Raw genomic sequence first — 26,217 nt, 5'->3', positions numbered from 1 at the left:
ATCTAATTCTCAACTGTTGTAAACATGATAAAATTAACAAACAAAAAACGCTAGGATTATAACACCCCTAGCGTTTTTTAATATCCTAATTTTGCTTTGTCCTTATTGCACTAACATATTAGTTAGTTATAAAAGAAATTCTTTTGATTTTCATCATGTCCAATTTATCAATATATATAAACTCACAGTATCTATCGGCTATAATTTCCTTCCCTAAATATATCTTCGTTTAGTCCGTTATAAGAAACAACTTCCCAAACAGGCTCTTGTTTTTCGGTAACAAAATAGCCATTCAATTCAACGACTCTCCCTTTTGCCCAAGGCGATTTTTCTATATCTATCCAAGACAATGTTGAATTCGCCTCATATTCGACTTCATGGATAAATGCTAAATAATAGAGAGCATTTATTTTATATTCTTCAATACTTTTTCGCACTTTTTCAATGTCACTTAGAAATGGTTTATCTGATAAATCATATTTATATTTCATTTCAATCGCTGCAATGATTTCGGCAACATCGTTTTTCAAGTGGCCATTTTGCCCCGGATTTTCATTCAGTTTTACAACAACTAAGTCTGCTCGTAATCCCATATAATAAAATTCCGTATAGATCCTTAAATGATTATCCAATAAATAATGGTCGCCTAATCGTCTTCTCAAGTGATAATAAAAAGCATTTTTCAATGAATCCTCTTTCAATAAACTATGCTGCAAATAATCTTTTTTGATGTCTTCCAACCAAACCCTTTTTATAGCACTATCTACTTCTTTATGAATTTTTTCGCTAAACATTGTTTCACCTTTTATAACTATTATTTATAATCTTCAAAGACTTCTTCTACTAAATTTCCTTTAAGAGCATCAAGAATAAGGTCCGGATCATCAAAAAAATTTAACAGGAGTTTTCCCCAATCAACAATACTAATTTCTCCTTCTACAAGCCACATTTTTTCATGGAACCTCGCATGTGCATTGATATTTTGATTAATTCTAACCTTATATTGCTCTTGCGTATAAAAATTAAATGAACCATCCACATGAACAAAAATGTGATTTTGGTCATCATAAATGGAATGAAAATAGCGAGTTAAGTACCAGTCTTGTTTTTTATCTTCCTTAATTGGCCATAACTCTTCAGCCTCAATCCATTTTTCTGAATCCTTCCTATGCGAAATTTTAAATTGGATTTTTTTCATAGTCTTAGGATTATAAACACAGAAGGGTTCAAATTCACCTTTCTTAAAAGGAAATTGAATGTCGTTTAAATTGATTTCTCTTCCCTGATAAATTTCAAAAAATTCGCGGTAAAAGGGAGAATAGTCCTCCTTTTTTATACGCAATGAGTTATCTAATCTGAGCCATAAATCATTCCCCTTTTTTTCAAGATTAACTAGGGATTCAATCAATGGAGGAGGATTTTTTGCATTTCGTTTTACAAAAAATAGAGGACTGTAATAATAATAAAAATCTTCGAAATATAGCCCCTGATGATTTACTTCATAATTGTTTTCGATTTTCGTAATACGATATCGTTTATCAGCATTAATAGGAATTTGTTACAGTGGTATTAAAAAAATATCTAATAGGTTCAAACCATTCCGATAGATAAACATAATAATTAAAATTGATATATCGTAACCTGCTTCAAAGTAAAGATAACCTAAGTAAGGTTCTTCTCTATAGATAAATTCTGCAATTTCTTGTTCAGTAATCATATTTACCTTCATTTCATAACTAATCCTTTTAATTGCAGGTTTAGCAATCTCCCTAAAACTGTCCTTTTTAAAAATTTCTCTAATCTGTCTAACCTCGTAATATGCATATCCCATGGCCATAAGCATATATATCACTTTTTTTATTGCTTTATCTTCTTCTAATTTTTTAAAAATGTGCTGCATTATATCCCCCATTTCAACTTTCTTCTTAAAATATTTAAGTGTAGAGGTATCTTTAAAATTTCTAACAAAATTTATAACAGACATAACTAAATTTTTCCACATTTTAGCCTCCCGGATTTTTTCTCCTCCTAGGGCTTCATTGTGTCAACTTTTGTTTCTGTCAAAGGCTAAGTTGAATAAAGAAATTCTACCTTTAGCCTCTTTATAGGTGATTACTTCTTTACAAATAAAGATTCAACATATTCAGACAAAAACCTCCAAATTCTAGAATATGTTTTAAACTCTTTGGTAAATATTAAAAAGACACCGGTTTAAATTGAACCGATGTCTTTAACTAAATCCTATAACTAACAATAACTATTCCTATAACTAATTAGTTAATAATTAGTTAATAATTAGTTAATGGAAAAATCGCGTAAAAACAATATTCGAGCGGTTTTTATAACTAATTTTATTAACTAAACCTATAACTAATTTAAAACTAAGTTTAACTAATTAGTTAATACCCATTTCGGATAGCGGGTAGATCCTTGATTGACAATGGTTTTATCCTTTTTAGACATTTCTTGAAGCAAATTGCCGATGTACTTTCTTTTCTGCTTCTCATCAAGAGCATCAGATAGTTTATCTAGCAACAAATCATCAATATCTTTCCTACTTGCCACTTTATACTGACGCAAAAACGAAATAATCATCTGCTTATAATGCTCTTTGTTAAAAGCCCTGTTTTTAATATAAGTAGTCTTATCTCCTGTAAGTTCAGCAATTTTAGCGGAAACATATAGGTTTGGATATCTGCCTTCCACTAATTTTAATGCCCTTAATTTCTTTGCTTCTTCTTGTGTGATGCGCTGCTTTTTTTGTACCTTATCTAATGCAATCACTACGCTGAGATCCAGATCTGTATGATTGATCAGCATGCGAGTATAGTTGTAATCCAGTATTTTGCCGTAAATAGTTACCTTAACTTTATTTGGCTCACTTAAATCATAATCTGGCATTGGAAAGAATCTTTTTCGTTGCTCTAAAAACATTTTCTTAATTCCCGAACCAATTGTATCAATCATATTCAGATTGACCATTGCTTCGGCTAAAAAGCGATTTCGATAATATTCTTGAGGTGCATCACGTTCAATCACATTCTCAATCGTTTTAGGAATAAACTCACCAAGATTTGTAAAAATTAATTCCTCTGGTTTTTCAACAACATTAATTCGTCCTTGAAGAGTGTAATCTTGATGAGCAATACAGTTATGCAACGCTTCACGAATGACATAAGGATCATACTGATTCACTTCAATAGGGAACAAACTTTGGTCCGGCATATAGCGATATTTTAAATTGCGGATTTTTGCAAAAAGTTCATTTGTGTTTAAAATAAATGGCGGTCCAAAATGCTCATAGTCCCTCTCAATATTATGTTCGTCTTTCAAAATCCATGTCATTTTTGCAACAGCCGGCGCCAAAAAATGTTCGGATTCAGGTTTACCAAGCAATATAATGGCTGCTCTTGTAATTTGTCCGTTAATCGTTACCCTTGCTTTATTCAGAAACGTTATATCATCCCATTTATCGACATCTTCGGCTAAACGCGGATTCTTCTTTTTATACTCTTCTCTTGCCTTCTCAATGGCGGTTTTATCTAAGTCGTCAATCGTAGCACCGGGGCAAATCCCAGCCGACCAATCTTCTTTCATACGTTGATTGCGAATACTTTCGATTTCTTGTATGCTGAGTGGACCTTTCGACTCACCATTTCGGCCAAAATAATGACCTTTCCAAGATGTTGGCATTCCTTTTGGCGCAGCAGGAATCTGAAACATAATCACCCTGCCCTCTGGATAAAAAAGTTCATAAATCTCAACAAACGATAATCCATCGTTTGTATGCCTTGATATCTCATATTTAAGGCGATCTAAATCTGCTCTATTTTCTCTGTATTGTGTTCCAACAATTTCTTTATTTTTATCTTTTACTCCAAAAATAAGCCACCCATAAGGCTGATTTTTTAAGTTAGCCTCATTGCTCAACGCTGAAAAGTATTCACCTAAATCATCAAAATGGAAATTACTCTTGGCTTCTTTAAACTCTACCCATTCATTTTCGGAGGGGAGGCTTCTAAACTCATCCAATAATTTTTTTAGTTCTATTTCATTCAATATCGTCACCTCCGTAAATACGATTATAACAGTAGAACTTACTTTATGTATAACATATCGAAATTTTGTAGTATTTACTATATATTATTACATTCAACACATATCTTATTTTGTCCTTTTTGCAAAAGACAACGCCTATAAAAAATTAAAAACGGAGCGATTGCCCCGTTTTCAATCTTCCGTTAAACAACCTCTTCTTGATTTATTTCTTCGCTTTTTCTTGTTAAAAAATTCCATCAACTACTTCCACGAATAATAAAATAATCATTACAACAATTAAAATGATTGTGAATAATTGCTAACAATCGCTATTTGTTGACTATTATCTGAAGTTGTTAAGACAAATTACATAACTAATAAGCACCGTTAACTGAGATGAAAATCACTAGACATCCCTTGTCCCCTTCTTCCTTTCATAATAGGGAATTATTATAAACTTCATTGTAATTGCAATCAGAATTAATAAAAAACATTGTAAATACTCCTTAGCATTAAACAATCTTTGTTTATTAATTGCTAAATCCAACACAATTGCTGATAAAAGAACTACACTAGAAATCACTGAAACATAAAAAGAAATTTTAGAGAGTATCCTCATACATACTCCTCCGCATGCTTTTTATTACTAAATTTTCCTAATAAAGAACATTTTAAACAATTAGTAAGTAGCGAGAACTTACACTCAATCTTTTCTTACAAACAAAAAGGCAGTTCATCACAATTATTGGTTACGATGAACTGCTACTGTTTATCAAAGTGTATTTAGTGTTTAGGTTGGAAATTATACATTACAATAAACTCTTGAAATCTCTCCATATGTAAAGGAAGAACTTCTGTGTTATAGATATGCATTTCATTTATTAGTGGAATTTATTTTATAAAGTTCATTAAATTCAACGCAAACGGCTCTGGTCTTCGCTCTCTGCCTGAACCACTTATTGTTAATTACGGTTCGTTTCCATTAAATAATTACTCATGACGTAACGAAACACTTTTTCCTGCAATATATAGTCCCTTTTAATTTCCCGAAAATTTAATTTGTAGTAGTTATACTTTGGAATTTTTATGATTTCATAAATGATATCTTGTTTAAATAAATCAATTAACATCGGAATTTCCTCTATGTAAAAATTCTTACTAATCTGTATGTATTCAAAATACGGCAAGACCCAGTGCAAAACTGTTCCTTCTACTGTTTTAAGTACCAAAGATACCTTTTTGTACGGCTCAATCTCTACAACACTTTTCAATGCAGAATTTTTGTACAGAAAATTAATTTCGATTAATTCTTCTACTGTGTATTTCATTGTCCGTTCCCTCCCCTCTTAATAACTCATCTCTTACTTTATATGTTTACATATTCATAGAAAATTACCTGTATTTATCACAAAAGTCTTATATCATATCCTCATGAATAAAATAAAGAACAGTTAAGCCTTAAAAAGCCCACTGTTCTCTACCTTAATTCGTGTGTCATTTCAGTAAATCTCGAATGTAATACAAAATGATCAAAGTAATTAAACTAATAAGACACTTAATTCCACTTCTATCGTTTTCCTTCTGCTCAAATCATTAAAAAAGAATAAATAACTATGCAAAAAATCGATAATAAAATTAAAATCCCAATAACATACTTCACGTATCTGTAAACCTCCGTTTTAGACAAATTTTTAAAACAAAGATTAATAAATAAATCAGCAAGTGCAACTATAAGTATAAAAACAAACAGCAGCAAACAAACGTCTGAAGCCTTTTCTGCCCATGTAATCAGTGAATGCAGTGCTGACATGAGAATTCCTCCTTTGTCTTACGCTATTTCGCTTACTGAGCATCATTTAGACTTTGAAGATCCCAATCCTGCTTTTTATCGGTTGTTATATGCAAAACAAAAACACGGAGCCAAAGCCCCGTGTGAAGAACATAAAGAATAGGAGATTGCGAATAATTATCTTGCTACAAACATTTGCACCCAATAATATACCGATTGCCCCTCTCCTATACTTCCTATTTCAACAACTCCAACACCTATCTCTGTATAAACTGGGTCTAAAATATTACTCCGATGCCCCGGACTGTTCATCCAATCAGTCATTACTTCTTCTGGGGTCCTTTGACCACCTGCAATATTTTCGCCAGCGTACTGATAGTATACATTAAATTTACTTAACATATCTCGTGGATCTCCATATTTCGGAGAAACATGAGCAAAATAATCGTTATCTCTCATGTCTTCGGCTTTCAATTGAGCAACTCTCGTTACATCTAACGCTAACTTTAATGGAGGACGTTTTTCTTTTGCACGTTCTTTATTAACCAAAGATACTACTTCTTTCACAAAAGGATTTAGATTAGCAATTTGTTTTTCTTGGTAATCTAATGCTCGTTTTACAAACACCGCCATTTGCGCTCTTGTTACTTTTCCAGTCGGGTCAAATTTGTCAGATGTTTTGCCTGTTGTAATTCCTGTTGCTACTAGCGTATTGATATATTTATATGCCCAGTGATTTTTCGGAACATCCTTAAACTCTGTTTTTGTTGTACCTTGTAAAGCAAATGCTTCTACTAAAATCTTTGCCAACTGTTCCCGTGTTAATGAGTTATTAGGATTAAACTTCTTTCCTTTCGAAAAAATCCCACGTTCCACTAAAGCCGCAATATATGGATAAGCAGCATCTTTCGATTTGACATCTATGAATCCCGGATTTGGGCGGTATTTCGTGTTGATTTGCATCGCTTTACCAACGATAACGGCGGCTTGTGCTCTCGTAACATATTGGTTAGGTTTAAAAGTGCCATCTGGATATCCATTGATAATCCCTTTGGATACTAGTTCTTCAATTTCTTTCTTCGCCCAATAGTTGTTAGGAATGTCTTTAAATTTGGATTGGGCTGAGCCATTCATTACGAATAATGTAAAACACAAAGATAAGGTGACAATAATGGCGGCTACACGCTTTATCATATTCACATGGAGTCACTCCTTCTAAGCATTCTTTTCCAAAATCGTTACTAAACTCGCGATAGGAGGATATCGTCAACGTAAACCACTTTCCCTTGCCCACTACGCTCAGGGTCTACAACAATATTCAATTCATCTGCGTATTGATCGCAAAACTTTTCAACATCGTCGCCAAACAATCGGCCTGATCTTCTGTATTCTACATTATGGCCAATTTCATGTCCTAAAGTTGAAAGCATGAGGTCTCTCGCTTGCACAGGTGTGAACCCTAATTTTATTTCTTCTCTATTATTAAAATCGAGCGTATATTTATCAACATTAGAACAATACGCCATTCCATACAATCGAATAATTGCCCCTTTTTTTGTAGGAGTATAACTTCCTCGAATATTCGGATGAAATTGAGGCTCCATATTGCACAAGATGATTGATTTAATGCCTTTTAATGCGTGCGGATCTTTTTTTTCGACTTGCTCTACATACCATTTAACGTCTTCAACTGTGATTGGCATACGCTCATCAGCGCAATGTTCATGAAACTGGTCAACAATTTCTATTTCATGTTTATTTGAAAATGGGAAAAGCCATCTTAATGCTGTTTGCACAACTTTTATCACGGACATTTCTAGGATACTCACCTCTTTGGTGCAAAAAATGCGTGATTTTTCCTAAAGCATGACTACCACTGATGATGGTTATGGTGGTCATGATGATCGTTAAAGCGCATAGAATCTTCGTTAAACGAACGCAGCGACTCTTCTTGAAACCGCATACTTTCCCTTAAACTTTCCTCGCTAAATCGCAAACTATCTTCTTGAAACTTTCTATCCATATCATCCATTAGTTCATCTAATCCATCGTACTTGTCTGTTTTTGAAAATACATGATATCGTTTAGTATTATATCTACCTGTCAGATTACTTCCACTTGCTAGATCAGTACCATCAATTTTTTGGACTAAGCGATTAAAACCATTCATCAAAAATGCGGTAATTCTCCATAAGGAAAACAAAACAACAAAAATCACAACACTTGGGTATAAGATGTGCCAAGCCAATGATAACCAGTCCGAAAATGACATCTGTATCTGTCCTTTCCATTATTTTTTCAAGACTTTCAACGGCAATGTTTGGATGACTTCTTTCGTCACTTTATGTACTAAACGAAGTTCAGCATTCTCTAAATCTTTCAATTCAGTTTTCTCTATATTGAAACCAACGCTGTCATATCCGTTAACGTTTTCAAACTTAACACGGCTGTTAACGCTAGGAATTTCAATTCCTTGCTTCTTATCATAATTAAAAAAGTTTGTTGACTGCGGCTCATATTGCTTTCCATTTTTCAAGACAATCAAATATGTCAACTTATTTGTTTTTTCCTCAACTTGTTTTGTATTCCAAACCCCAAGTGTCACTTTGTAATTTCCGAGAGTACGTGCAAAAAATGAGTCAGAATAACGAATATCTACAATCGCGCTTGCGCCCCAATCCCCTGCTTTTTTTCCTTGAAACGAGTTTCCGTACTCATTCTTGATGACATAAGGATAATCTCCTTTTACATATGCTGGTCCTCCTTTTCCAGAAGAGGTGGCCATTACTGGTTGGACTTCTTGTTTCATCTTGTCCTCTATGTGTATCATCCCATTGAAAAATCCAGCACACAAAGAGAACGAAATAATCGCAAAAAGTTTATAAGCATATCCGGGACGATATACTGTGGTTTTCGTTTTCAGTTTTTTGTTTTCTCTCAATAGTTTTTCTTCCCAATCAAGTTCTAGCACTTTCAATTTTGTTGTTCTAGCAGTTGTTCTAGCATTATTGTCATTCGTAATAAAAACAACTTGTCTTCCATCTTTTACTCTTTCAAGATAGGAACCGATAATCAAATCGTCTCCCGAATTAGGATCAAGCCCTAATTCCTCCACTTTCTTTTTATCCACTTGGACAATTTCAAGTCTGTTGTCTTTATGAAGATTAGAAATGGTTTTTAGAGCAATTCTAGCAGCATCGCTCGCTTCTGAATCACTATCTTTTATCTTATCTAATTCCCTCCGAACTTGCTCACTAATTAAAATGTTGGCATCTTCCCCCAAATTGACAAGCACGTATGGGTAATCAAGCAAAATGTTTGTATCAAAAGCAAGATAGCAGTTAGGCAAACTCTTTATAACATGCGCTGCCTTTATAATGCTGTCTTCAGAAAACTTAACCGGCATTGTCACTCGTAGGTTGGCTTTGTTCATCCCACTCATATGCCTATTTCCATAACGCCTAGACATTTTTTTGCCTCTTTTTAGAAAAACAAGAGATAAAATGAGCAGTACAATTGCCCCTAACGTTAGTATCCATCTTATTGATTCTAGTTGCTCCACTATTGGCACCCCTTTTTTACTGATAAGGTAAATTAAGGATAAATATAACTAAATTATACTAAATAACCATTTTAATGTAATGGTATTTTAGTAGCAATATTAAGATTTTTCACTCATGTTCTGCCCAAAAGAGTAATCATCCGGCTAATCGTTATCTCCCAAATCAACGCTCCCATAAAAAAGAAAAAGGGCACAAAAATGACCGTAAAAATATCCTTTTGTTGAAAAAATAAAATCAGTCCACCAAATATACAAACAATCATGATCAATGTGAGCATACAATAAACGAAGATTACTGGTATTTTCTCTTTCCCATCTTGTATAACAAGCATCTGGTATGTTGGAATATACATTCGCCTATAAATAAAAGCGCCACCTGTCATACTAAGATATGCAATAGATGCATATAGCCAAAAACCATATGGAAAATATTTTTGACACAATTTAGCAGCGAGAAAGATTAAAAATATCCTCAAAACAAAGTTATACATATAAAAGACGAACCTCTCCTGCTTTTTTGGCAAAATTCTTTCCATACTAAGCACTCTCCCACGATTCCTCTTGCGTTTAACATGATTATATCTCGATCAAAATCAAAAAACAGGACCTAATTTATAATACTATTCCATTTATGTTAATTAAATACAAAACAACAAGGATTATCTCCTTGCTGTTTTATCGCATTCCTTCTCCATCTACATGATCTTCATCATTGTCATACAACTCTTCGCATAACATCACTATCTCCACTATCTTTTTTGAGTCTAAAATATATTCGGATAGAATCGGCTGCACGTTTTGAATTAAATGACTAAAACTGTTATACATACCGAAAAAGCATAAAATGTTAAATTCTGCGACTTCGGATGTGTTGTCTCCAATTAAACGTTTTTGTAAACGTGTGATGTACATAAAGTACATGTACTTACTGTCTGTATGCTGTATCCAAGCGAAGCGGCTATGCCTAGCAATGATAATCATATAATCATCATGTCTAAACTTAATAAAACTTGTTTCCCTTAATCCATGTTGTTTGTCCTTATTTGACATGAGTACGCTCAATCCTTTCATTTGTTAATTATTTTACACATTTATAATTAGACACCGAACATACATTCCTTTTTTTATCTAAACAAAAAAGCAGCCCAGAATCGGCTGCATCATTTGAATTGCTTTTATCGAAAACTCTATTCCTCTAAAAAATGAATAAACTCGTTCAATTCATCAATATCATCCGTTCGAAAGTTGAATTCGTTTAACTCCAGCAAATATTTTTTTGCATCAGACAAACGATCCAGCACTTTGCTCTGAATGATTTCAAATTCTCCCCCACGATTAGACATTTCCACCACAGCGGCATAATACGTTTTATCAATGTTTGTGAATTTGAACACGGTATATTTAAAACAACATTGAAATATAAGCAAATTATACTCAAGCAAAATTTTAACCATAAAAATCCCCCCTTTTAACTCATCTGATTCAAAATAGGAGGGGGGATTTCCTTGTTTTTTAAGCCAAAAATGTAAACTGTTTAAGAAGTTAATCTAATAATTTTACGTGCCAACTGTGTGAACGTGTGTCTAATTCCGTTCTCTCATCAATTGTTACAAGTAGTGAGAAATTCACCATTTTAGGCAATATGAGCCGTTTTAAAGCCAAAATGATTTTATGCTGCTATAAATCTATTTTCTCCTAATTTATTCGTTTTTTATCTTATTTCTTCAGACTAATTTACCTATGTATGAGACACATACATGAAAAAAATCATTTTTTTCATCTTCTTCACGAAAAAATTTTATTGTAAATAATGATTATGCTTTGTTATTAATCACTTAGAATGAATACTATTTAATCTAATCAATACTAATCATTATGAATGTTCATATTCATTATTAATAAACGATAATCAATATGAATGTTTAAAATACAAAGGGATAAAATATGTAAGCGGATTTGCAATTTAAGGAGACAGTTTGTGTAGTAGTGCTAAATGGTGCTGTATGAAGTGGAATACGCAGTGTTTCGTAGTTAAAACTTTAAGCAGGTGAAGTGGTTATGTATGATGAATAGTAATATGTAACGTAATATTATTTGAAAGTGGCCTCCGTGCCAACCAGTAACTCCATTTTTTCTAAAACTTAGGAATGCAATAAATTTTGTATGTCTCGTTGAGATAAATGGATAAACCGAGCACCTTGTACCGGAAGATTGCTTAAAACTAATACTTTTGCATCTTCTCTAAGTATTCGCGCTCTGCCAATGGCTTGAATCAACTGACTTTCTATCAAGTAAAATTGGATTTCTTGCAATATTTCGTTACTTCCATACGTATTGAAGAAAAATCTAAATCCATTGCGCTGAACGGGTTGATACTCCATTTTGCTGTCATTTAATCCAAGTTTATACCCTAGTACGGCTGAATAGAGCAAATATGTGATTGGATTAACATGAGGCGTTCCTAACACCGTAATGTTCTGTCCTTTGAGTGAATCGATTCCTTCCGTATTACCAAACGTAGGAATGGTTTCATCTTGCTCCATAAATCCTTTATAGGTAATGATAGCGCTGTTAGGATTGTACATGTCTATTAACTTTTTTGCCAAGTCCAAGAGTTCTTGGTTTTCTTTTATCGCGTAGCGGCTAAAACTTTTGATGGGAATTTGTACAATTTCTCCTTTTGATTCTGTTAATCCAACATCATAATATCTGACTTGCGAACCGAACAACATTTTTGCAATCGGTTGGCTGATCGTAGCGCTGAGTATAATGACTTTCTTTTTAGGCAACTGATGACGCTGAATGAAGTAGATGAACTCATTTCCATTTGGACCTTTTGTTTTTACAAAATATGAGCAATTTAAGAAGCCCAAAATGTCTGATTTTATAGCGCTGTCTTCTACAATAATCTTTTCTACCTCGTTGGCATTCGGCAGCAAGTAGGCTGCTCTCTCTTGAACGAGGTCGGTCGGTGCATTTAAGACCATGTTTTGAATCGTAAAGATAGCGGCTCTATTTTCTTCACTTTGCATTAACTTGGAGCACACAAGCGTAAAATCTGAAACACTCATTTTTGAAACCGCCAACAGACTTGGTATGATATCTTCATCAATGACTAATGTGTCGTTCGTATCCTCTTTTGTAAATAAAATCCGTTGATGAGTAGTCAAAATAATTTGGTTTCGGGCTTTATAAACGTTTTCAAGTTCCAGAAGATACTCTTGAATTTTTTCATTTTGCCGAGCCATTTTCTTTAAGAAAGCATTCACTGCTTTATATGCTCCGTTATTGTATAGACGTTCAATTTTCTCAGCAAATTCAATATCTAGGTCCGGCAGTTGCGGCACTTTTACATGCTTGCAGCCTAAATGATTTAATCGCTGTGAAACTTCTTCCTTCAATCGATGGGTAGGTAATGCAATTGTGAACGTATGAGTTTGAGCCGAATTAACGTACAACTGAGTTTTCCCAATTCCTGTCGGTGCTTTAATCACAAATACGCCATTTTCTTCAGAATTGAGCGCTTCGTGAAAATACTGCTTCAGTTTCTTTTCCGCATCCTCCAAAGGTTGAAAATTCGGTTTTTGAGTCATTTGAATTCTGCCTCTAAACAATTTCCCTTGTTCAATCATGTTGAGGGCATGTTCACACTCCTTAGCAAAAGGACAGTATGAATCACATCGGCTTGGAGCATAATTCGACTTCTGTATTTGATTAATCATGACCTTCCATTCCGTTTTCTTTTGTGCGTATTCTGGTCTGCTGTTGAGGATCTGTTCGACTTTCGTTTTACCACCTTTTACTCTCAACAAGTTAGTCATAACTCCAAACATCTCGTTGTGATATAACCAATACTCTCCACATATGGACTGGCGATAAAGTTTACAGTTCTCTTCTAGTTTCTCAAATGGAAAGTCTCTAATTTGCGTAAAACTTTCTTTCAACTTATCAATCTTAAAACCATGATCTTTAAGCAATTCCCCTTCGTCTTTTCTATGGTACTCCTCGGTATTTTCTTTAGAAAACTTAATCATATAGGAACCATGACTAATTTTCGGGCGTTCCCTATTAAATATAATAGGATTGGTGCGCTTTTTAGTCATTGAAATAAACAAGTTATCTTCTGATGCTATTTCATCATTCTCATCAATCAACTTATAATTCGGGTAACCGTTGATTAAATCAATGCCAACATTTCGACAGAAACGTTCCATATCACGTGATGGATTAGAACCTGCTTTTATGTGCAATATAACAGCATTTAATAAGTCTGGAACGCTTATGACGTTGTCATATGCTTCATAGACCAGTTCCTTGCCTCCAAACAACAGTCTTGAAGCATCCTTTGCTTGGACATCTGCCTCTGGAAAAAGTGTCATTAACGAACGTTGTACCAACTCTCTCACTCGGATGTCGTAAATTTCTTCATTTACCAAGAACACCATTCTAAATTTTTCATGTTCCGGAGTAGAGCGGAATGTTGTATAAACAAAGTTTGGCATGATATCGTATCGCTCACATCTGTTTATAGCATCAGCAACCGACAAACCTTCGTCAATATCAAGCGCAAAAACCTGTTGGCTGACCCAATAAGCATTTTTTCTAATCCCGTCTTTAAAAACCGCAGGTGCAAAACTTCTACCGTTTGGAAAGACAACAGCCTGCGCAAATTCTTGCATTGTTATTTCTGTCGGCAAACTAGCAATACGACTAGAAATAATCGCTGTTTCCCATTTTTCAGGCTTTTGCTGAAAACACTGTGAATCAAGACTAAGTTTCACTTTTGCCAATGTTCCTTTTAACATACGACATTCCCCCTTTTTCTTAAAAAGGGAGAGTTATAATGCTATGATCAGTCTTTTAATTACATGTTTTTAATTGTGTTATGAGAACTCTCCTTTCTATTTTAAAAGTTGGCCCAGCAAAAGATATTTTGCCATATCATTGGACTGTGTTTTGATTTTAATAGAAGTTAGAATTGTCAGTCAATATGTAATATAGATATTTCATAATATATTTGTCAAAAATAGTTTTTTCAAAGGAATCATTTGTGAATGCCGAATTATAAAGTACATAAAGTATAACTTTACTAAAGAAAGGAGATGAGAATTGCGTAGATTTTTGGCATAGAATTAGCATTCTACGCTATTCTAGACTCATTTTTCATGGTTTTATGCTCTTTATTTAGCCATTAACAAAAGAAAATTTTGTCGTAGAATTATTTATCCTAATTTTTCTAGGAGAGTGAAACATGATACAGCAGTTTGCCCAAGAAGCATTGAGAGGAAAGTCAAAAGAGACCATTAAAACATATTGTCATGCTTTAGAACAGTTTTCAAAGTGGTTAGAAGGTGCCGGAACAGATTTACAACATTACTCACGCATGGACGTTCAACAGTACATTGATTTTTTGGCTAGTCGAGGAAAAAGTGCGGCTACGATTAATAAAATTTGGAATGCTATAAAAAAATTCAGCATTTGGGCGAACAAAGAACAAACTATTGAAGACATCTCTGTCGTAAAGCCGAGAAACATATTGCATGAGGCACCGAAGGCTCTCGAAAGAAATGAGGTTAATCGCCTACTTCGAGAAATTGATCGAACAGGAAACCTTAGAGATATGGCCATCGCACAACTACTCATTAATACTGGTATAAGACTCAGCGAATTAGTTGCTTTAGAAAAAACGGATGTTGTCATATCCGAACGCAAAGGAGAAGTAATTATTAGAAAAGAAAAAGGAGCGAAAGAACGGAAGATTCCATTAAACTCTGAAACCCGGCGAGCAATTACAAAATACCTAGAACATCTCACTGATGATAATTCTGCTCTTTTCTTATCAAACAGAAATAAGCGAATTTCTCCTCGAACTGTTCAACACATATTCCAAAAATACGGGGTTAATGTTCATGCCCTTCGTCATACTTTTATTACCAGACTGGTAAGAAATGGCGAGGATATTAGCATTATTCAAGCCCTTAGCGGCCACTCCTCAGCCGATATGGTGCTGCGTTACTCTGCTCCAACTGATGAGGACAAGATGAAAGCAGTAAGTGATTTATGGGTAAAATAGAAAACCCCCAGTGAATGAAGCGTAATCTTCATTTACTGGGGTGTTTTTGTAATTTACTCATAAAAGTGCCAATACTCTTTAGGGTTATTAAGTCTCCATTTAATCTTTGCGACAAGTTCATTGATTTGACGCCACGTAAGATTGTAATTATGAACACTTTGAATTGAAAACAGTGGTTGTTCTCCACTTGTCTCACCACGATAACTAGTGCTTACGAGATCCCATGACCCGTCTTTCCAAAAAATAATTTTGTCATAACCCTCGTTTCTTAAAATTTCCTTTAACAAAGTAACATTTTTTAACTTAATAGTTTGTTCCATCGCTATCTCCTCCTTATCTCTTTCTCAGGGGAGACTGCTTTAATTCGTGTTTTGAAGAAATGCTATATGACGTTTTGTAATACACCCTGTTTTGTTTATTATATCATATTTGTAAAAAAACGCAAAAATTTTTTAATATACTTAATAATTATTTAAGTTTTTGCTCAAAAGCAACAATTTTTTAGAAAAAGGATACAAAAACAGATGCCCCTATAAGAGACATCTGTTCTAGTTGTTACGCATTCATTGGCCAGTCTTTATATTGTTGTTCGGCTTGTTCCATGAATTTATTTGTTAAGAATTGTAATTGTTGCCCCGTAATTTTCTCTTTCATGAGCACTTGCTTGACGGCTAATTTCACTTTAGCGTAGACATCTCGACGGTGAGGACTTGTCCAGTCTACGGCTAATTGTTTCTTTAAGGCTTTAACCACCTTATGGATTAAACTAGCAAGAAACTCGTTTGAGAACGCTTCCTGCTCCATAGCAGTGATCGCTTTGTAAAATTCAATTTCTTCCTCTGACAATCCTAAGTCGTGTCGCTTGCGTATTTCTTCTTCCATTTCTTTGCGCATTTTAATCATAACCCTGACCACATCGGCAGCCTGAATAACCCGATTATGATAATCCCTTAACGTTTTCTCTAGAAGTTCGCTTAACGCCTTTGACTGTGGGCTTCCTTGGCTAAATGTCACTTTGATTTGATCCTCTAAAAGTTTTTTCAGCAACTTTAAACGCAAGTCTACATGCTCTTTTTTTGTTAAATCTGCCAAGAACGCATCGTCCAATATGCTGATATCTGGGCGTTCAATTCCTGCTATTTGGAAAATGTCAACGGTTTCTTTTGCTAACAGACTGTTATCAATGAGTTCTGATAATCGCTCTTCTAATGTTTTATTTTCACTCGGTTTTTCAATTGGTGGCCGCAAATGTTTGCGAAGTTGTGCTTTCATCATTAAATAGAGCATAACTTCATCTGCAAGTTCAAGTACTTCCGGTTGATGTTTCACCAACTGATACGATTTTTCTAGTTTGGTGGCTGTTTGAATATATTCTTCCGGATCACTATTTAAAAGGACATTAACAAGGTCAGCAATGAAGTCCTCTCGTTCTATTTTTGGTTTTGTGCGCCAGTTTTGCACATCAATCTCGCTTGGAATAAATCCTCTTACTGCCTTCAGATGATCCATGAAGATATTAACGGCCTCTGAAATATCATAAGTAGGACTTCCCGTGCCGCCACTTTGCGTATATTTATGAGTTGCTTCTTTCAGTAAAGTAGCAATTCCAATATAATCAACGACTACTCCGCCTTCTTTTCCCGGAAACACACGGTTTACACGGGCAATGGCCTGCATCAGGTTGTGTCCCTTCATTGGCTTATCGATATAAAGATAAGAAAGCGGTTTGGCGTCCATTCCTGTTAACCACATATCAACGACAATGACAAATTTCAAAGGATCTTCTGGATCACGAAGTTTGGCTTTCACTTCTTCTTGTTCTTTTTTCGATTTAATATGCGCATATTTGCTTCCCGGCTGAACTTCGCGCCACTCTTTAGGATCCTTTGATACATCTCCTGTCATTATCACTTCAACAGGAGGGCATTCTGGAATCTCTCTTAGATAATTATACAAATCTACCGCAATTCGCCGGCTCATACAGACAATCATTGCTTTTTGAAACGGATTGGCGACTTGGTTAAAATGTGATACGATATCTTTGGCTAAACGACGGAGCCGTTTTGGAGTACCGACGACTTTTTCCAGAGCGGCCCATTTTCTTTTATAGTTCTCTGACTCTTCATCGTCTCCACCAGCCTCTACGATAATTTCCTTGTATTTTTCATCAATGTCGTCAGCCGATAAATCAAGCGGGATTAAGCGACTTTCATAGTAGATTGGTAATGTCGCTTTATCTGCCACTGCCTGAGCCATATCGTAACGATGGATAATATGTCCAAAAATCTCCTCCGTATTGTTATCAACAAAATCGACTGGAGTTCCTGTAAATCCAATATGGGAAGCGTTCGGCAAAGCATAACGCAATTGAGCAGCAAATCCACCTGCAAAACCGGCTTGGGTGCGATGTGCTTCATCAGCAATCACAACAATGTTTCGTCTTTCGGATAAAACTGGGTGCTTAGTTTCTCCTTCTTTCTTACGGAATTTTTCAATCGTAGAGAATATAACGGGAGTTGCCTCTGCTCTGAGATATGTACGCAATTCTTCAACATTCTTTGCACGTTTTACCTTCCCAATAAATGATTCTGCCTGAACAAAAGTATCGTAGAGTTGTTCATCTAAATCATTGCGATCTACTTGAATAACAATAGATGGATTTTCCATTTCTGGGTGACGAGACAAAATTCCTGCGAAAAATAACATACTTAGCGATTTACCCGAACCCGTTGTATGATACATAACCCCGATTTTTCGGTCTCCGTCAGGCCGCGTCGCACGTATCGCTTCATTAACAGCGAAGTTCACACCAAAAAACTGATGATATTTCGCGCCAACTTTCGTAATTTTACTACCTTCCTCCAAAAAGACAATGAAATTACGAATATAATTTAGTAGACGATCTTTCGGGAATAATCCTTCAATCAGCGTACGCATCGTATTGGCACGGTTGTTATCAATATTTCGTCCATCAATCGATTTCCATGAAGCAAAGAAATCGTAATCGGCAAACGGCATTCCATGCTTCGTTTCCACGTTATCGGAAATGACAACAAAAGCGTTGTAGTTAAATAATTGTGAGATATCATACGTATAGTTTTGAATTTGAGTATACGCATCATAAACAGTCGCTTGCTCGTTGTTTGGATTTTTTAACTCAAATACAACCAGTGGTAAACCGTTAATATATATAACGATATCTGGCCTACGGGACATGCGCCCTTCAATCGGCAATTGATTAACCACTAAAAAGTCATTGTTCTCTGGATGTTCCCAATCGATCGGGAAAACATGAGGTGTGTATGTTTCATCGTTTACCTCATAAGAGAATTCGAGGCCTTTCGTCAACATTTTGTGAAAATGCATATTGCGGTTAATCAATTTTACACCATCTGGCGCTGTTAGTACTTGAGCAAGTCCTTTTATTTCATGTTCAGGTATGGCCGGATAAGCCTTCTTTAAGAAGGCTTCCAACCGACCATAAAGAACTACTTCGTGAAGACTATTACGCTCTCCACGCTGAAACAATTCCTGCGCATGAAGATAGTCATAACCTAATCTCTTTAAACGTTCAATCGTCGTTTCTTCAAATTCCGTTTCACCTAGAGGTCTCGTCATGTTGCTTGCACCTCCCAGTCGAATTTATATCCAATTTAAAGTACTTCTTCTACTTGTTTTTCTGCTTGAGATAAATCAATTTCACCTGATAAAAGGCGAGGGAGGAGATAATCTCTCATCTGAATTAATCTCTCCACTTCTAACATATTACTCAGTATCATTTGATAATAGTTACTCATCTTTTCGTCCACTTTAACCAACAACTCATCTGGAGGCAAAGCAATTTTTTTATCTATCAAATGCTGTTTTGTAATATGTCCCATTGTTGTTGCACGACTCGCAGCAATCTCTATAAATTCTTGAATAATATTTTTCAGAGTAAAATAAATCATAGATTTTGATAAAGTACCGTTAGGTTTAACATTAAAAATATGTTGATTTAATACAGCCTCACCTTTCGCCCATATAAAGACACCCAAAGATGCTGACCATGCAAAAAGGATATCTCCGTTTTGAAGAAGATATTTTGGTTCAACATTTCCATTGTAAAACTTTGTCGAGTTGGTAATACCTGACTTTAATTCTGCTATTTTAATTACTGGTAAACCATCATTATCAACCAGTTGATTTGTTTTAAAGGCCTTACCATTAATATAATTTGCCAAATCATAAGAAGAAATTACTCTCCATCCCTTTGGAATCATCCCTAATTCTGACTCAACAAATTCCCCATCTTGAAACGGTCCAAAATCAACAAACCAATGCTTGTAGAGCGTCATAGCCATTTCTTCGAGGGTTTCGTTCATCCGAGTATTAATATCGATTTTATCGTCTATTGCTTCTAGTATCTTACCTATTCTTTCCTGTTCATCGAAATCTTCAGGTATACTCACCTCTAGATTCTGAAGTACTTTCCAATCAGCCCTTGGCATTTTTGTACCACTTGAAGAAGCAGTAGCAAGATCAATCATCTCTTGTGAAGCCATTAGATAAAACAAGAAAGTTTGACTGAACTTCCTAGGATTCTTACTTGTTAATACAAGAATATCGGTTGAACATACCCCATTAAATTTAGGCCTTACTACTTTGCGAAAATATGGACGTAATTTCCCGAATAAAATATCTCCTTTTGAGAAATAACTTTTTGTACTCGTTACTTCATTTGATTTTCCAACATTGATTAATCGTAATGTTCCCTGACCTATATGTTCTAGCCCAATATAAGGTAGAATCTCATCTGGCTTGGGTTGATATGACTCTCTTTTTAGTTCAACAATATCTCCTAATCTCACTTTAATCCAATTACTCACAGTAACTCCTCCAAGTCTTGCTTAATCTTCTCTTGAAGGCGATTCGATTCTTCAAATAGTTCTAAGAGACGCTGTGTCAATTCAGCCATTTTCTCTTCAAATGGTATATCATCTACATCTGTAACTTCTGTTCCAACATAAATCCCCGGTGTTAATTTGTAGTCATTTGCTTGTACTTCTTCAATTGTTGCAACTTTACAGAACCCGACAATATCTTCATATCCTTCTGCCCCTTCGTATTTGTAGGCACGATAAACGGCTGCGATTTTATCAATTTCCTCTTTAGACAGCGCTTTTTGCTTACGGCTAACGAGTGTACCCATTTTGCGAGCGTCGATAAACAAAATTTCATTCTTTCTTGCTCGGTAACCGTTTTTACCGTCACGGTTTTTGCTTAAAAAGAATAAACAACATGGAATGCCTGTTGTAAAAAACAGTTTTTCAGGTAATTGAACAATACAGTCAATATATCCTTCGTCAACTAATTTTTGACGAACTTCCTTCTCCTCTTTGACATTCGTTGTCATTGCTCCGTTTGCCATCACAAACCCTGCTGTACCCGTATCGTTTAAATGATATAGGAAGTGTTGCATCCACATATAGTTCGCATTGCTGTTTGTAACAGGCCCAATTAAACGAGGGTCATTCTTTGATAAACGATCTGCTCCCCAATCTTTTTGGTTAAACGGTGGGTTAGCAATAATATAGTCTGCCTTCAAATCAGGAAACTGATCATTTAAAAGTGAATCTCCTAAGCGAATTTCTGCATTGATCCCATGTAACAGAACGTTCATTTTTCCAAGACGCACTGTCGTTACCACATTTTCTTGTCCATAAAACGAAAGTGCATGTTTGTTCGGAGCATATTCTTCACTTTGTATAAACATCCCGCCACTACCGCACGCAGGGTCAAAAACAATACCACTTTTCGGCTCAAGCATAGCAACAAGCAACTTAACGATACTTGACGGTGTAAAAAATTCTCCGCCTCTGTTACCTTCAGAAGCAGCAAAAGAACTAATAAAATACTCATATGTACGCCCTAATATGTCTACACTTTCATGAGTATTAGCGCTAAATACATCGCGTGAAAAGATTTCTATTAAGCCTGCCACATTTTCAGCCGGTAAGTTTGAGCCTTGATAAATACGAGGTAACATACCTTCTAATTCTGGATTCTCCTCTTCAAGACGCTTCATCGCATTATCAAGAATTTCTTTAATATTCGGCTGTTTGGCGTTTTTCATAATATAAGACCAACTTGCTTCTTCTGGTACTACAAAGACGTTTTCCGCCTTATATTGGTCTGGGTCAGAAATAATCACTTGCTGCATTTCAGCATCTTCCGTATACCAATCGCTGCTTGGATCTTTTACAATTTGCTCTAATTCTTTTCGACGCTGTTCGTATTTATTAGAAAGATAGCGCAAAAAGATTAACGGAAGTACATAGTGTTTATAATCAGCAGGAGCAACACTCCCACGCATTTTATTGGCTGCCTCAAACAAATCCTTCTGAAAATCGATGTCTGCTTTTAATGTCATACTTACCCCCTACTTTTTTACCATCGTTCATCTTTCTTACATATAGCAATATTTTATCATAAACTTGTATCTCAACTACTGAATTAATATGTGAAAATTAGGTAAGAAACACAAACCTCTATCACTTTGTTCACTAAAGTTAACATTTTATAGATAACCCAAAACTTCTTTAAGCCCTTTTCTGGCTCATTACTACAAAATGCACTTGACAAACATTCGATGTTGTAGAGTACTGGCTACCACTTATTATTTATTTCATTCTTATTTCCATTTTAGTGTGAGCAAATCCCACTCATACTTCTTTAATCGAAAAATCAAGAAGAATTTTTGGTGAAAATCCATTTAGATTCCAAATACAAAATGTATAGTCACAAAAAAATTGCTATAATTTACTTATAAATCTTTGGGAGGGGATTTATATATGGCTAACAGTTACGCAAAATTTTACAAATGTGCATTACAGGTCAACCCTTATGATTATATTAAGTATAGGGGACAAAAACATTCATTGAGTGAAGAAGAATACAATCACGCAATTTATGAAAACTGTCTACAAGCAGGAATTAAAGTTGTTGGACTCGCTAACCACGGTGATGTTCAGAAATCAAAATCACTAAGGGAATACCTACAGGAAAAGGGAATTGTTGTTTTTCCGGGCTTTGAAATTTCTACTTCAGAAAAAGTACATATTGTATGTCTTTTCGATGAAAATACAAATGAAATCCAACTAGAAAGGTATCTTGGTTCACTCGAAATAATCGACACTAACGATGGAATATCACCTAGTAAACTAAGTTTTAGTCAGATTGCACAAAAAATAGAAGAACTAAATGGATTTTGGTATGCGGCCCACGTAACACAAGACAATGGAGTCTTAAAACTTCAACAATATCCTATTTGGCAATCAAGTCTATTAAAAGCAGCACAAATTCCTGCAAAACGTGATGAGGTAGAAGAGAAATATATAAATATACTAAAAAATAAAGATCCTAACTATAAAAAAGATACACCGTTTGCGTTAATAAATGCAAAAGATGTTAGTAAACCTGAAGATATCCTATCAGAAACGGCAAGTTGTCTTGTTAAAATGTCGGAACCAAATTTCAGTTGTTTTAAATTAGCCTTTAAAGATCCTGATGCAAGAGTAAGACTTAATTCTGACTTAAATAAAATACATCATTCCTCTATTGATCAAATAAATATTTTTGGTGGCTATCTTGACGATTTTGAGATTAATTTGTCTCCAAACCTCAATACTATTATAGGAGGACGAGGCACAGGAAAATCAACACTAATTGAATTAATTAGATATGCATTAGAGCAAGAACCTAAGGGAAAAGACGCTAAGAAGACATTTAAAAATATTGTTGATGCTAACTTAGGGGCAGGGGGGAGAGTTGAACTTATAGTTACGTCTCACAAACAATTCGGTAAGCAATTTAAAATTATAAAAAGATTTGATAGCCCTGCTGTTATTATGAATATGGATGGTACAAAATCTAAACTAAAAATTGAAGATATTCTTCCTAGTATCGAGATATACAGTCAAAATGAAATAGTCGAAATTACAGAAGATGAAGATGCAAAATTGCAAATTCTAAATCGCTTTTTAGACTACGATAATAATATCGTGCAGTCTAAAGAAGAGAAGAAGAATAGTTTAAGGAAAAATGCAACTTTATTATTAGAAAAATACGAGAGATTTGATGAACTATCCTCTAAAATAAACAAACTACCAAGTTTAAAAGAAAAACAGAAAAACTTCGAAGAACTTGGTATTTCTCAAAAATTACAAGTTCAAGGTGATATTACGACAGAAGAAGGGTATATATCAGCAGCCAAAGAAAACATTAATAACCACTCATTCCAAATAAAAAATGTAGCAGTTCCATTCAGCGATGATTTTATAAATAAAACGAAAAATAGTAGCATTTTTAAAGAATTAAAACAGGAAATAGATAATTTTAATGAGCGATTGAAACATTTTAATGCCCAATATGAAGACTTAAAAATATCCACTTTACATAGTATTCAATCTATAAGCAATAAATGGAGCGTAGAGAAACAAAAAGTGGAAGACCAAATAAAGAAAGCCATTAAATCATTAGGTGAACTAAATGGAATAAATGGTGAAGATATTGCAAAAGAATATTCTAACACTTTAAAGGAGATAGCAACTATCGAACCTCTTGAACAGGAACTTTCTCAACTAAAGAAAGAGATTGAAAAGTTAGAAGAAGAACGTTCAAATCTTCTTGAACAACTAAATGCTATTTTGGATAATGAACTCGATACATTAAGAAAAGTAGTAAAAAAAATAAACAAGAAAAAACTAAAAGGAAAAGTAAAAATCGAAATATATCCAAAGAGAAATAGAGAACTATTAATTGATTTTTTGGCTCAAGAAAAAGGACTCGGTACTCAAGGACTAAAATGGTTAAATGAGATTGATAACTTTGATATCTCAAGTTTTATTGAACACATTAAAAATGGTAAAGACGCTGTTTATAACGCATATAAATCCTATGGTTTACAACATAGTAAAGCGGAAATATTAGCGGGAATGAGTAAAGAAAGACTTTTGGAATTAGAAATTATAGACTTACCAAATATAATTGATATTCAACTAAATGTTTCTTCAAATGAAAAAGAAAACTATAAATCCTTAAATAAGTTATCAAAAGGACAACAATGTACAGCAATTTTAAATATCCTAATGTTGGATAATAATGATCCTCTAATTGTTGACCAACCTGAAGATAATTTAGATAATTCCTATATTGCCAACAATCTTGTTGAAGGTTTAAGAGAACTTAAGATAAACCGGCAATTTATATTTGCAACACATAATGCAAATATACCTGTTTTTGGAGACGCAGAGTTAATAGGTGTTATGGAAGAAAACGAAGGGACAGGTTCTATTAATAAAAATTGTTTAGGATCAGTTGATAATAACAGCGTAAAAGAGGCAGTTGTGAATACACTAGAAGGCGGAAGTTTGGCTTTCAGAATGCGAAAAGAGAAGTATAATATTTAAATAGTAGTCCCTTTCAAAAATATTTTGAAAGGGACTTTTCTTAACGGAATAAGCCTTTAGGATTTTTGTTCCTCTTCCCTTCAATAATATTTTCTTCTTAGGAATAAAATTCACCTCATTCTAATGCTCTTTATTGATTTATCTATATCAAATTTGAATTCAATAAAAGGCACTAATCCATTATCAGTTGTACGGTGTCTTACTATTCTTTTTTCTTCACTTTTTGCAATAACAAACGCTACCCTATATTCTTCTTCTTGTTCAAACTCCTTATCTTTGAAGAACTGAGAATATGTATGTATTTTTAACAAAAGTAATTGCATTACTTCATTAAAGATTTGATTATATATTTCCTGATTAATATTCTTAATTCTTTTTCTCTTTAGAGTATAAAACACTTTTTCGTAGATATTTTGAATATCGGTTTGAAATATTTTTACTTGTTGTTTAATATCATATATAACTTTAGCGCTAGTGAAAAAACTTATATTTCCTAGATTACTAGAACCTGTTTCGATTTTTTCAATCTGTAAAAAATCTTTAGTGTTTAACTCTATGATACAACCATTACCCTTCGAATAATTTTTAAATAAATATTCCGAACTACCATTTTCCGAAAGTGAAAGAATAAATATATTATAGTCTCTTTCATTCAAGATATTTTCATATTTTCCACAAAAATATTTTAGATAATCAACTATTTGGTTATATAAGATTCCTTCTGTTTCAAATTTATTTTCATATCGTGACCATAAGTCAATTAGATTCTGAATAGTAAGTTCTAATACCTTTTTAAAGTAAATTATTTCAGATTTATCATTAAGAAAATCACTTCTTGTGACCCAAAAACAGGAATTACGTACTATTCCCTCTAGTGCACTCTTTGTTGTGTAATGATACAAAGAGAGTTGATTAATTGTAAATAAGTTAAATTTTATTGGATTATCTTTTGTAACATCAAAGAACTTAAACATAGAACTATGGCCACCTTCCTTAATAATTTTTAACTAATTTTACCATTAATAGATAGTTCTCTGATTATTATACCTATACCTAATACCAGAAAATTTTATATATTTTTATAGATTCTCATATTTCATTTAAATCTAAACTGACTAATCTTAACGTAAGTTGATTATCAAAAAAAGGTGGTTAATAAATGGACAAAGAATCAAATAATTTTTCATTTGAATACCTTTTTAAAACTATTATGTAAACTAGCACATTATTTCAGAATCCCTTTTTCAAATTATTTCAGGCGGATTCGGAAATAATGTGCAAAATTTTTGCGGATTGTTCCGGATTT

At 34.1% G+C, this 26,217-nt stretch carries 20 protein-coding genes; 2 read left to right on the top strand and 18 right to left on the bottom strand.

Annotation, left to right across the window (positions count from 1 at the left end):
• Window positions 1-191: 191 nt before the first annotated feature.
• The 13 genes from B0I26_RS15815 to B0I26_RS15745 all read right to left on the bottom strand — a co-directional run bounded on the left by B0I26_RS15815 (window position 192) and on the right by B0I26_RS15745 (window position 14,194).
• Window positions 192-794: a hypothetical protein gene (locus B0I26_RS15815; protein WP_111646369.1), complete on the bottom strand. Its 603-nt coding sequence runs from the start codon at window positions 792-794 to the stop codon at window positions 192-194.
• Between the two features lie 20 nt (window positions 795-814).
• Window positions 815-1,408, bottom strand: a complete 594-nt coding sequence (locus B0I26_RS15810) for a hypothetical protein (protein WP_146612823.1) — start codon at window positions 1,406-1,408, stop codon at window positions 815-817.
• Window positions 1,409-1,558: 150 nt separating this feature from the next.
• Entirely contained in the window at window positions 1,559-2,002 is a 444-nt protein-coding gene (locus B0I26_RS15805) for a hypothetical protein (RefSeq protein ID WP_111646367.1), read from the bottom strand.
• Window positions 2,003-2,391: 389 nt separating this feature from the next.
• Window positions 2,392-4,068 carry an RNA-binding domain-containing protein gene (locus B0I26_RS15800; protein WP_111646366.1) on the bottom strand — a complete coding sequence of 559 codons (1,677 nt, stop codon included), beginning with the start codon at window positions 4,066-4,068 and terminating at the stop codon, window positions 2,392-2,394.
• Window positions 4,069-5,000: 932 nt separating this feature from the next.
• Window positions 5,001-5,366, bottom strand: a complete 366-nt coding sequence (locus B0I26_RS15790) for a hypothetical protein (RefSeq protein ID WP_111646364.1) — start codon at window positions 5,364-5,366, stop codon at window positions 5,001-5,003.
• A gap of 257 nt (window positions 5,367-5,623) precedes the next feature.
• Window positions 5,624-5,848, bottom strand: a complete 225-nt coding sequence (locus tag B0I26_RS15785) for a hypothetical protein (protein ID WP_111646363.1) — start codon at window positions 5,846-5,848, stop codon at window positions 5,624-5,626.
• Between the two features lie 156 nt (window positions 5,849-6,004).
• Window positions 6,005-7,021 carry an S-layer homology domain-containing protein gene (locus tag B0I26_RS15780; RefSeq protein ID WP_237810588.1) on the bottom strand — a complete coding sequence of 339 codons (1,017 nt, stop codon included), beginning with the start codon at window positions 7,019-7,021 and terminating at the stop codon, window positions 6,005-6,007.
• 47 nt (window positions 7,022-7,068) lie between these two features.
• Window positions 7,069-7,641 carry a hypothetical protein gene (locus B0I26_RS15775; RefSeq protein ID WP_111646361.1) on the bottom strand — a complete coding sequence of 191 codons (573 nt, stop codon included), beginning with the start codon at window positions 7,639-7,641 and terminating at the stop codon, window positions 7,069-7,071.
• A gap of 56 nt (window positions 7,642-7,697) precedes the next feature.
• Entirely contained in the window at window positions 7,698-8,075 is a 378-nt protein-coding gene (locus tag B0I26_RS15770; protein WP_146612822.1) for a hypothetical protein, read from the bottom strand.
• 42 nt (window positions 8,076-8,117) lie between these two features.
• The gene (locus tag B0I26_RS15765; protein ID WP_111646359.1) at window positions 8,118-9,296 is read right to left on the bottom strand and encodes a PIN domain-containing protein; all 1,179 of its coding nucleotides are present in this window, start codon (window positions 9,294-9,296) and stop codon (window positions 8,118-8,120) included.
• A gap of 206 nt (window positions 9,297-9,502) precedes the next feature.
• Window positions 9,503-9,925 carry a hypothetical protein gene (locus B0I26_RS15760; RefSeq protein ID WP_111646358.1) on the bottom strand — a complete coding sequence of 141 codons (423 nt, stop codon included), beginning with the start codon at window positions 9,923-9,925 and terminating at the stop codon, window positions 9,503-9,505.
• Window positions 9,926-10,576: 651 nt separating this feature from the next.
• Complete coding sequence (locus B0I26_RS15750) at window positions 10,577-10,843, bottom strand: hypothetical protein (RefSeq protein WP_111646356.1); 267 nt, start codon at window positions 10,841-10,843, stop codon at window positions 10,577-10,579.
• A gap of 687 nt (window positions 10,844-11,530) precedes the next feature.
• Window positions 11,531-14,194 carry a hypothetical protein gene (locus B0I26_RS15745; RefSeq protein WP_111646355.1) on the bottom strand — a complete coding sequence of 888 codons (2,664 nt, stop codon included), beginning with the start codon at window positions 14,192-14,194 and terminating at the stop codon, window positions 11,531-11,533.
• A 446-nt stretch (window positions 14,195-14,640) separates the two neighbouring features.
• Here B0I26_RS15745 and B0I26_RS15740 point away from each other — a divergent pair, with 446 nt between their 5' ends.
• Window positions 14,641-15,462 carry a tyrosine-type recombinase/integrase gene (locus B0I26_RS15740; protein ID WP_111646354.1) on the top strand — a complete coding sequence of 274 codons (822 nt, stop codon included), beginning with the start codon at window positions 14,641-14,643 and terminating at the stop codon, window positions 15,460-15,462.
• A gap of 53 nt (window positions 15,463-15,515) precedes the next feature.
• Here the strand turns inward: B0I26_RS15740 and B0I26_RS15735 are convergent, their stop codons facing one another.
• The 4 genes from B0I26_RS15735 to B0I26_RS15720 form a co-directional block, all read right to left on the bottom strand.
• A complete protein-coding gene (locus tag B0I26_RS15735) occupies window positions 15,516-15,782 on the bottom strand; it encodes a hypothetical protein (protein WP_111646353.1) in 267 nt (88 codons plus the stop codon).
• Between the two features lie 235 nt (window positions 15,783-16,017).
• A complete protein-coding gene (locus B0I26_RS15730; RefSeq protein WP_111646352.1) occupies window positions 16,018-19,080 on the bottom strand; it encodes a type I restriction endonuclease subunit R in 3,063 nt (1,020 codons plus the stop codon).
• A 35-nt stretch (window positions 19,081-19,115) separates the two neighbouring features.
• Window positions 19,116-20,330 (bottom strand): restriction endonuclease subunit S, encoded by a 1,215-nt coding sequence (locus tag B0I26_RS15725; RefSeq protein ID WP_111646351.1) that lies wholly within the window; start codon window positions 20,328-20,330, stop codon window positions 19,116-19,118.
• Window positions 20,327-21,874 carry a type I restriction-modification system subunit M gene (locus B0I26_RS15720; RefSeq protein WP_111646350.1) on the bottom strand — a complete coding sequence of 516 codons (1,548 nt, stop codon included), beginning with the start codon at window positions 21,872-21,874 and terminating at the stop codon, window positions 20,327-20,329. The genes B0I26_RS15725 and B0I26_RS15720 overlap by 4 nt, the downstream gene beginning before the upstream one ends.
• A gap of 421 nt (window positions 21,875-22,295) precedes the next feature.
• Between B0I26_RS15720 and B0I26_RS15715 the strand changes: the two genes are divergently transcribed.
• Complete coding sequence (locus B0I26_RS15715; RefSeq protein ID WP_111646349.1) at window positions 22,296-24,911, top strand: TrlF family AAA-like ATPase; 2,616 nt, start codon at window positions 22,296-22,298, stop codon at window positions 24,909-24,911.
• Window positions 24,912-25,021: 110 nt separating this feature from the next.
• On the opposite strand, the gene B0I26_RS15710 is transcribed toward B0I26_RS15715, so the two are convergent.
• A complete protein-coding gene (locus B0I26_RS15710; protein ID WP_111646348.1) occupies window positions 25,022-25,885 on the bottom strand; it encodes a DUF2971 domain-containing protein in 864 nt (287 codons plus the stop codon).
• Window positions 25,886-26,217 lie beyond the last annotated feature (332 nt).

It is taken from the genome of Paranoxybacillus vitaminiphilus (assembly GCF_003259935.1).
GTDB classification, from domain to species: domain Bacteria; phylum Bacillota; class Bacilli; order Bacillales; family Anoxybacillaceae; genus Paranoxybacillus; species Paranoxybacillus vitaminiphilus.
The sequence above is the reverse complement of the archived record's forward strand: the minus strand, read 5'-3'. Positions and strand labels throughout refer to the sequence as shown.

Excerpts from the sequence above, each read along its gene's own strand:
- B0I26_RS15790 (WP_111646364.1), bottom strand. The coding sequence starts at position 5,366 with ATGAAATACACAGTAGAAGAATTAATCGAAATTAATTTTCTGTACAAA.
- B0I26_RS15730 (WP_111646352.1), bottom strand. The coding sequence starts at position 19,080 with ATGACGAGACCTCTAGGTGAAACGGAATTTGAAGAAACGACGATTGAA.
- B0I26_RS15750 (WP_111646356.1), bottom strand. The coding sequence starts at position 10,843 with ATGGTTAAAATTTTGCTTGAGTATAATTTGCTTATATTTCAATGTTGT.
- B0I26_RS15715 (WP_111646349.1), top strand. The coding sequence starts at position 22,296 with ATGGCTAACAGTTACGCAAAATTTTACAAATGTGCATTACAGGTCAAC.
- B0I26_RS15745 (WP_111646355.1), bottom strand. The coding sequence starts at position 14,194 with ATGTTAAAAGGAACATTGGCAAAAGTGAAACTTAGTCTTGATTCACAG.
- B0I26_RS15815 (WP_111646369.1), bottom strand. The coding sequence starts at position 794 with ATGTTTAGCGAAAAAATTCATAAAGAAGTAGATAGTGCTATAAAAAGG.
- B0I26_RS15765 (WP_111646359.1), bottom strand. The coding sequence starts at position 9,296 with ATGTCTAGGCGTTATGGAAATAGGCATATGAGTGGGATGAACAAAGCC.
- B0I26_RS15785 (WP_111646363.1), bottom strand. The coding sequence starts at position 5,848 with ATGTCAGCACTGCATTCACTGATTACATGGGCAGAAAAGGCTTCAGAC.
- B0I26_RS15775 (WP_111646361.1), bottom strand. The coding sequence starts at position 7,641 with ATGTCCGTGATAAAAGTTGTGCAAACAGCATTAAGATGGCTTTTCCCA.
- B0I26_RS15760 (WP_111646358.1), bottom strand. The coding sequence starts at position 9,925 with ATGGAAAGAATTTTGCCAAAAAAGCAGGAGAGGTTCGTCTTTTATATG.
- B0I26_RS15710 (WP_111646348.1), bottom strand. The coding sequence starts at position 25,885 with ATGTTTAAGTTCTTTGATGTTACAAAAGATAATCCAATAAAATTTAAC.
- B0I26_RS15720 (WP_111646350.1), bottom strand. The coding sequence starts at position 21,874 with ATGACATTAAAAGCAGACATCGATTTTCAGAAGGATTTGTTTGAGGCA.
- B0I26_RS15735 (WP_111646353.1), bottom strand. The coding sequence starts at position 15,782 with ATGGAACAAACTATTAAGTTAAAAAATGTTACTTTGTTAAAGGAAATT.
- B0I26_RS15805 (WP_111646367.1), bottom strand. The coding sequence starts at position 2,002 with ATGTGGAAAAATTTAGTTATGTCTGTTATAAATTTTGTTAGAAATTTT.
- B0I26_RS15780 (WP_237810588.1), bottom strand. The coding sequence starts at position 7,021 with ATGATAAAGCGTGTAGCCGCCATTATTGTCACCTTATCTTTGTGTTTT.
- B0I26_RS15740 (WP_111646354.1), top strand. The coding sequence starts at position 14,641 with ATGATACAGCAGTTTGCCCAAGAAGCATTGAGAGGAAAGTCAAAAGAG.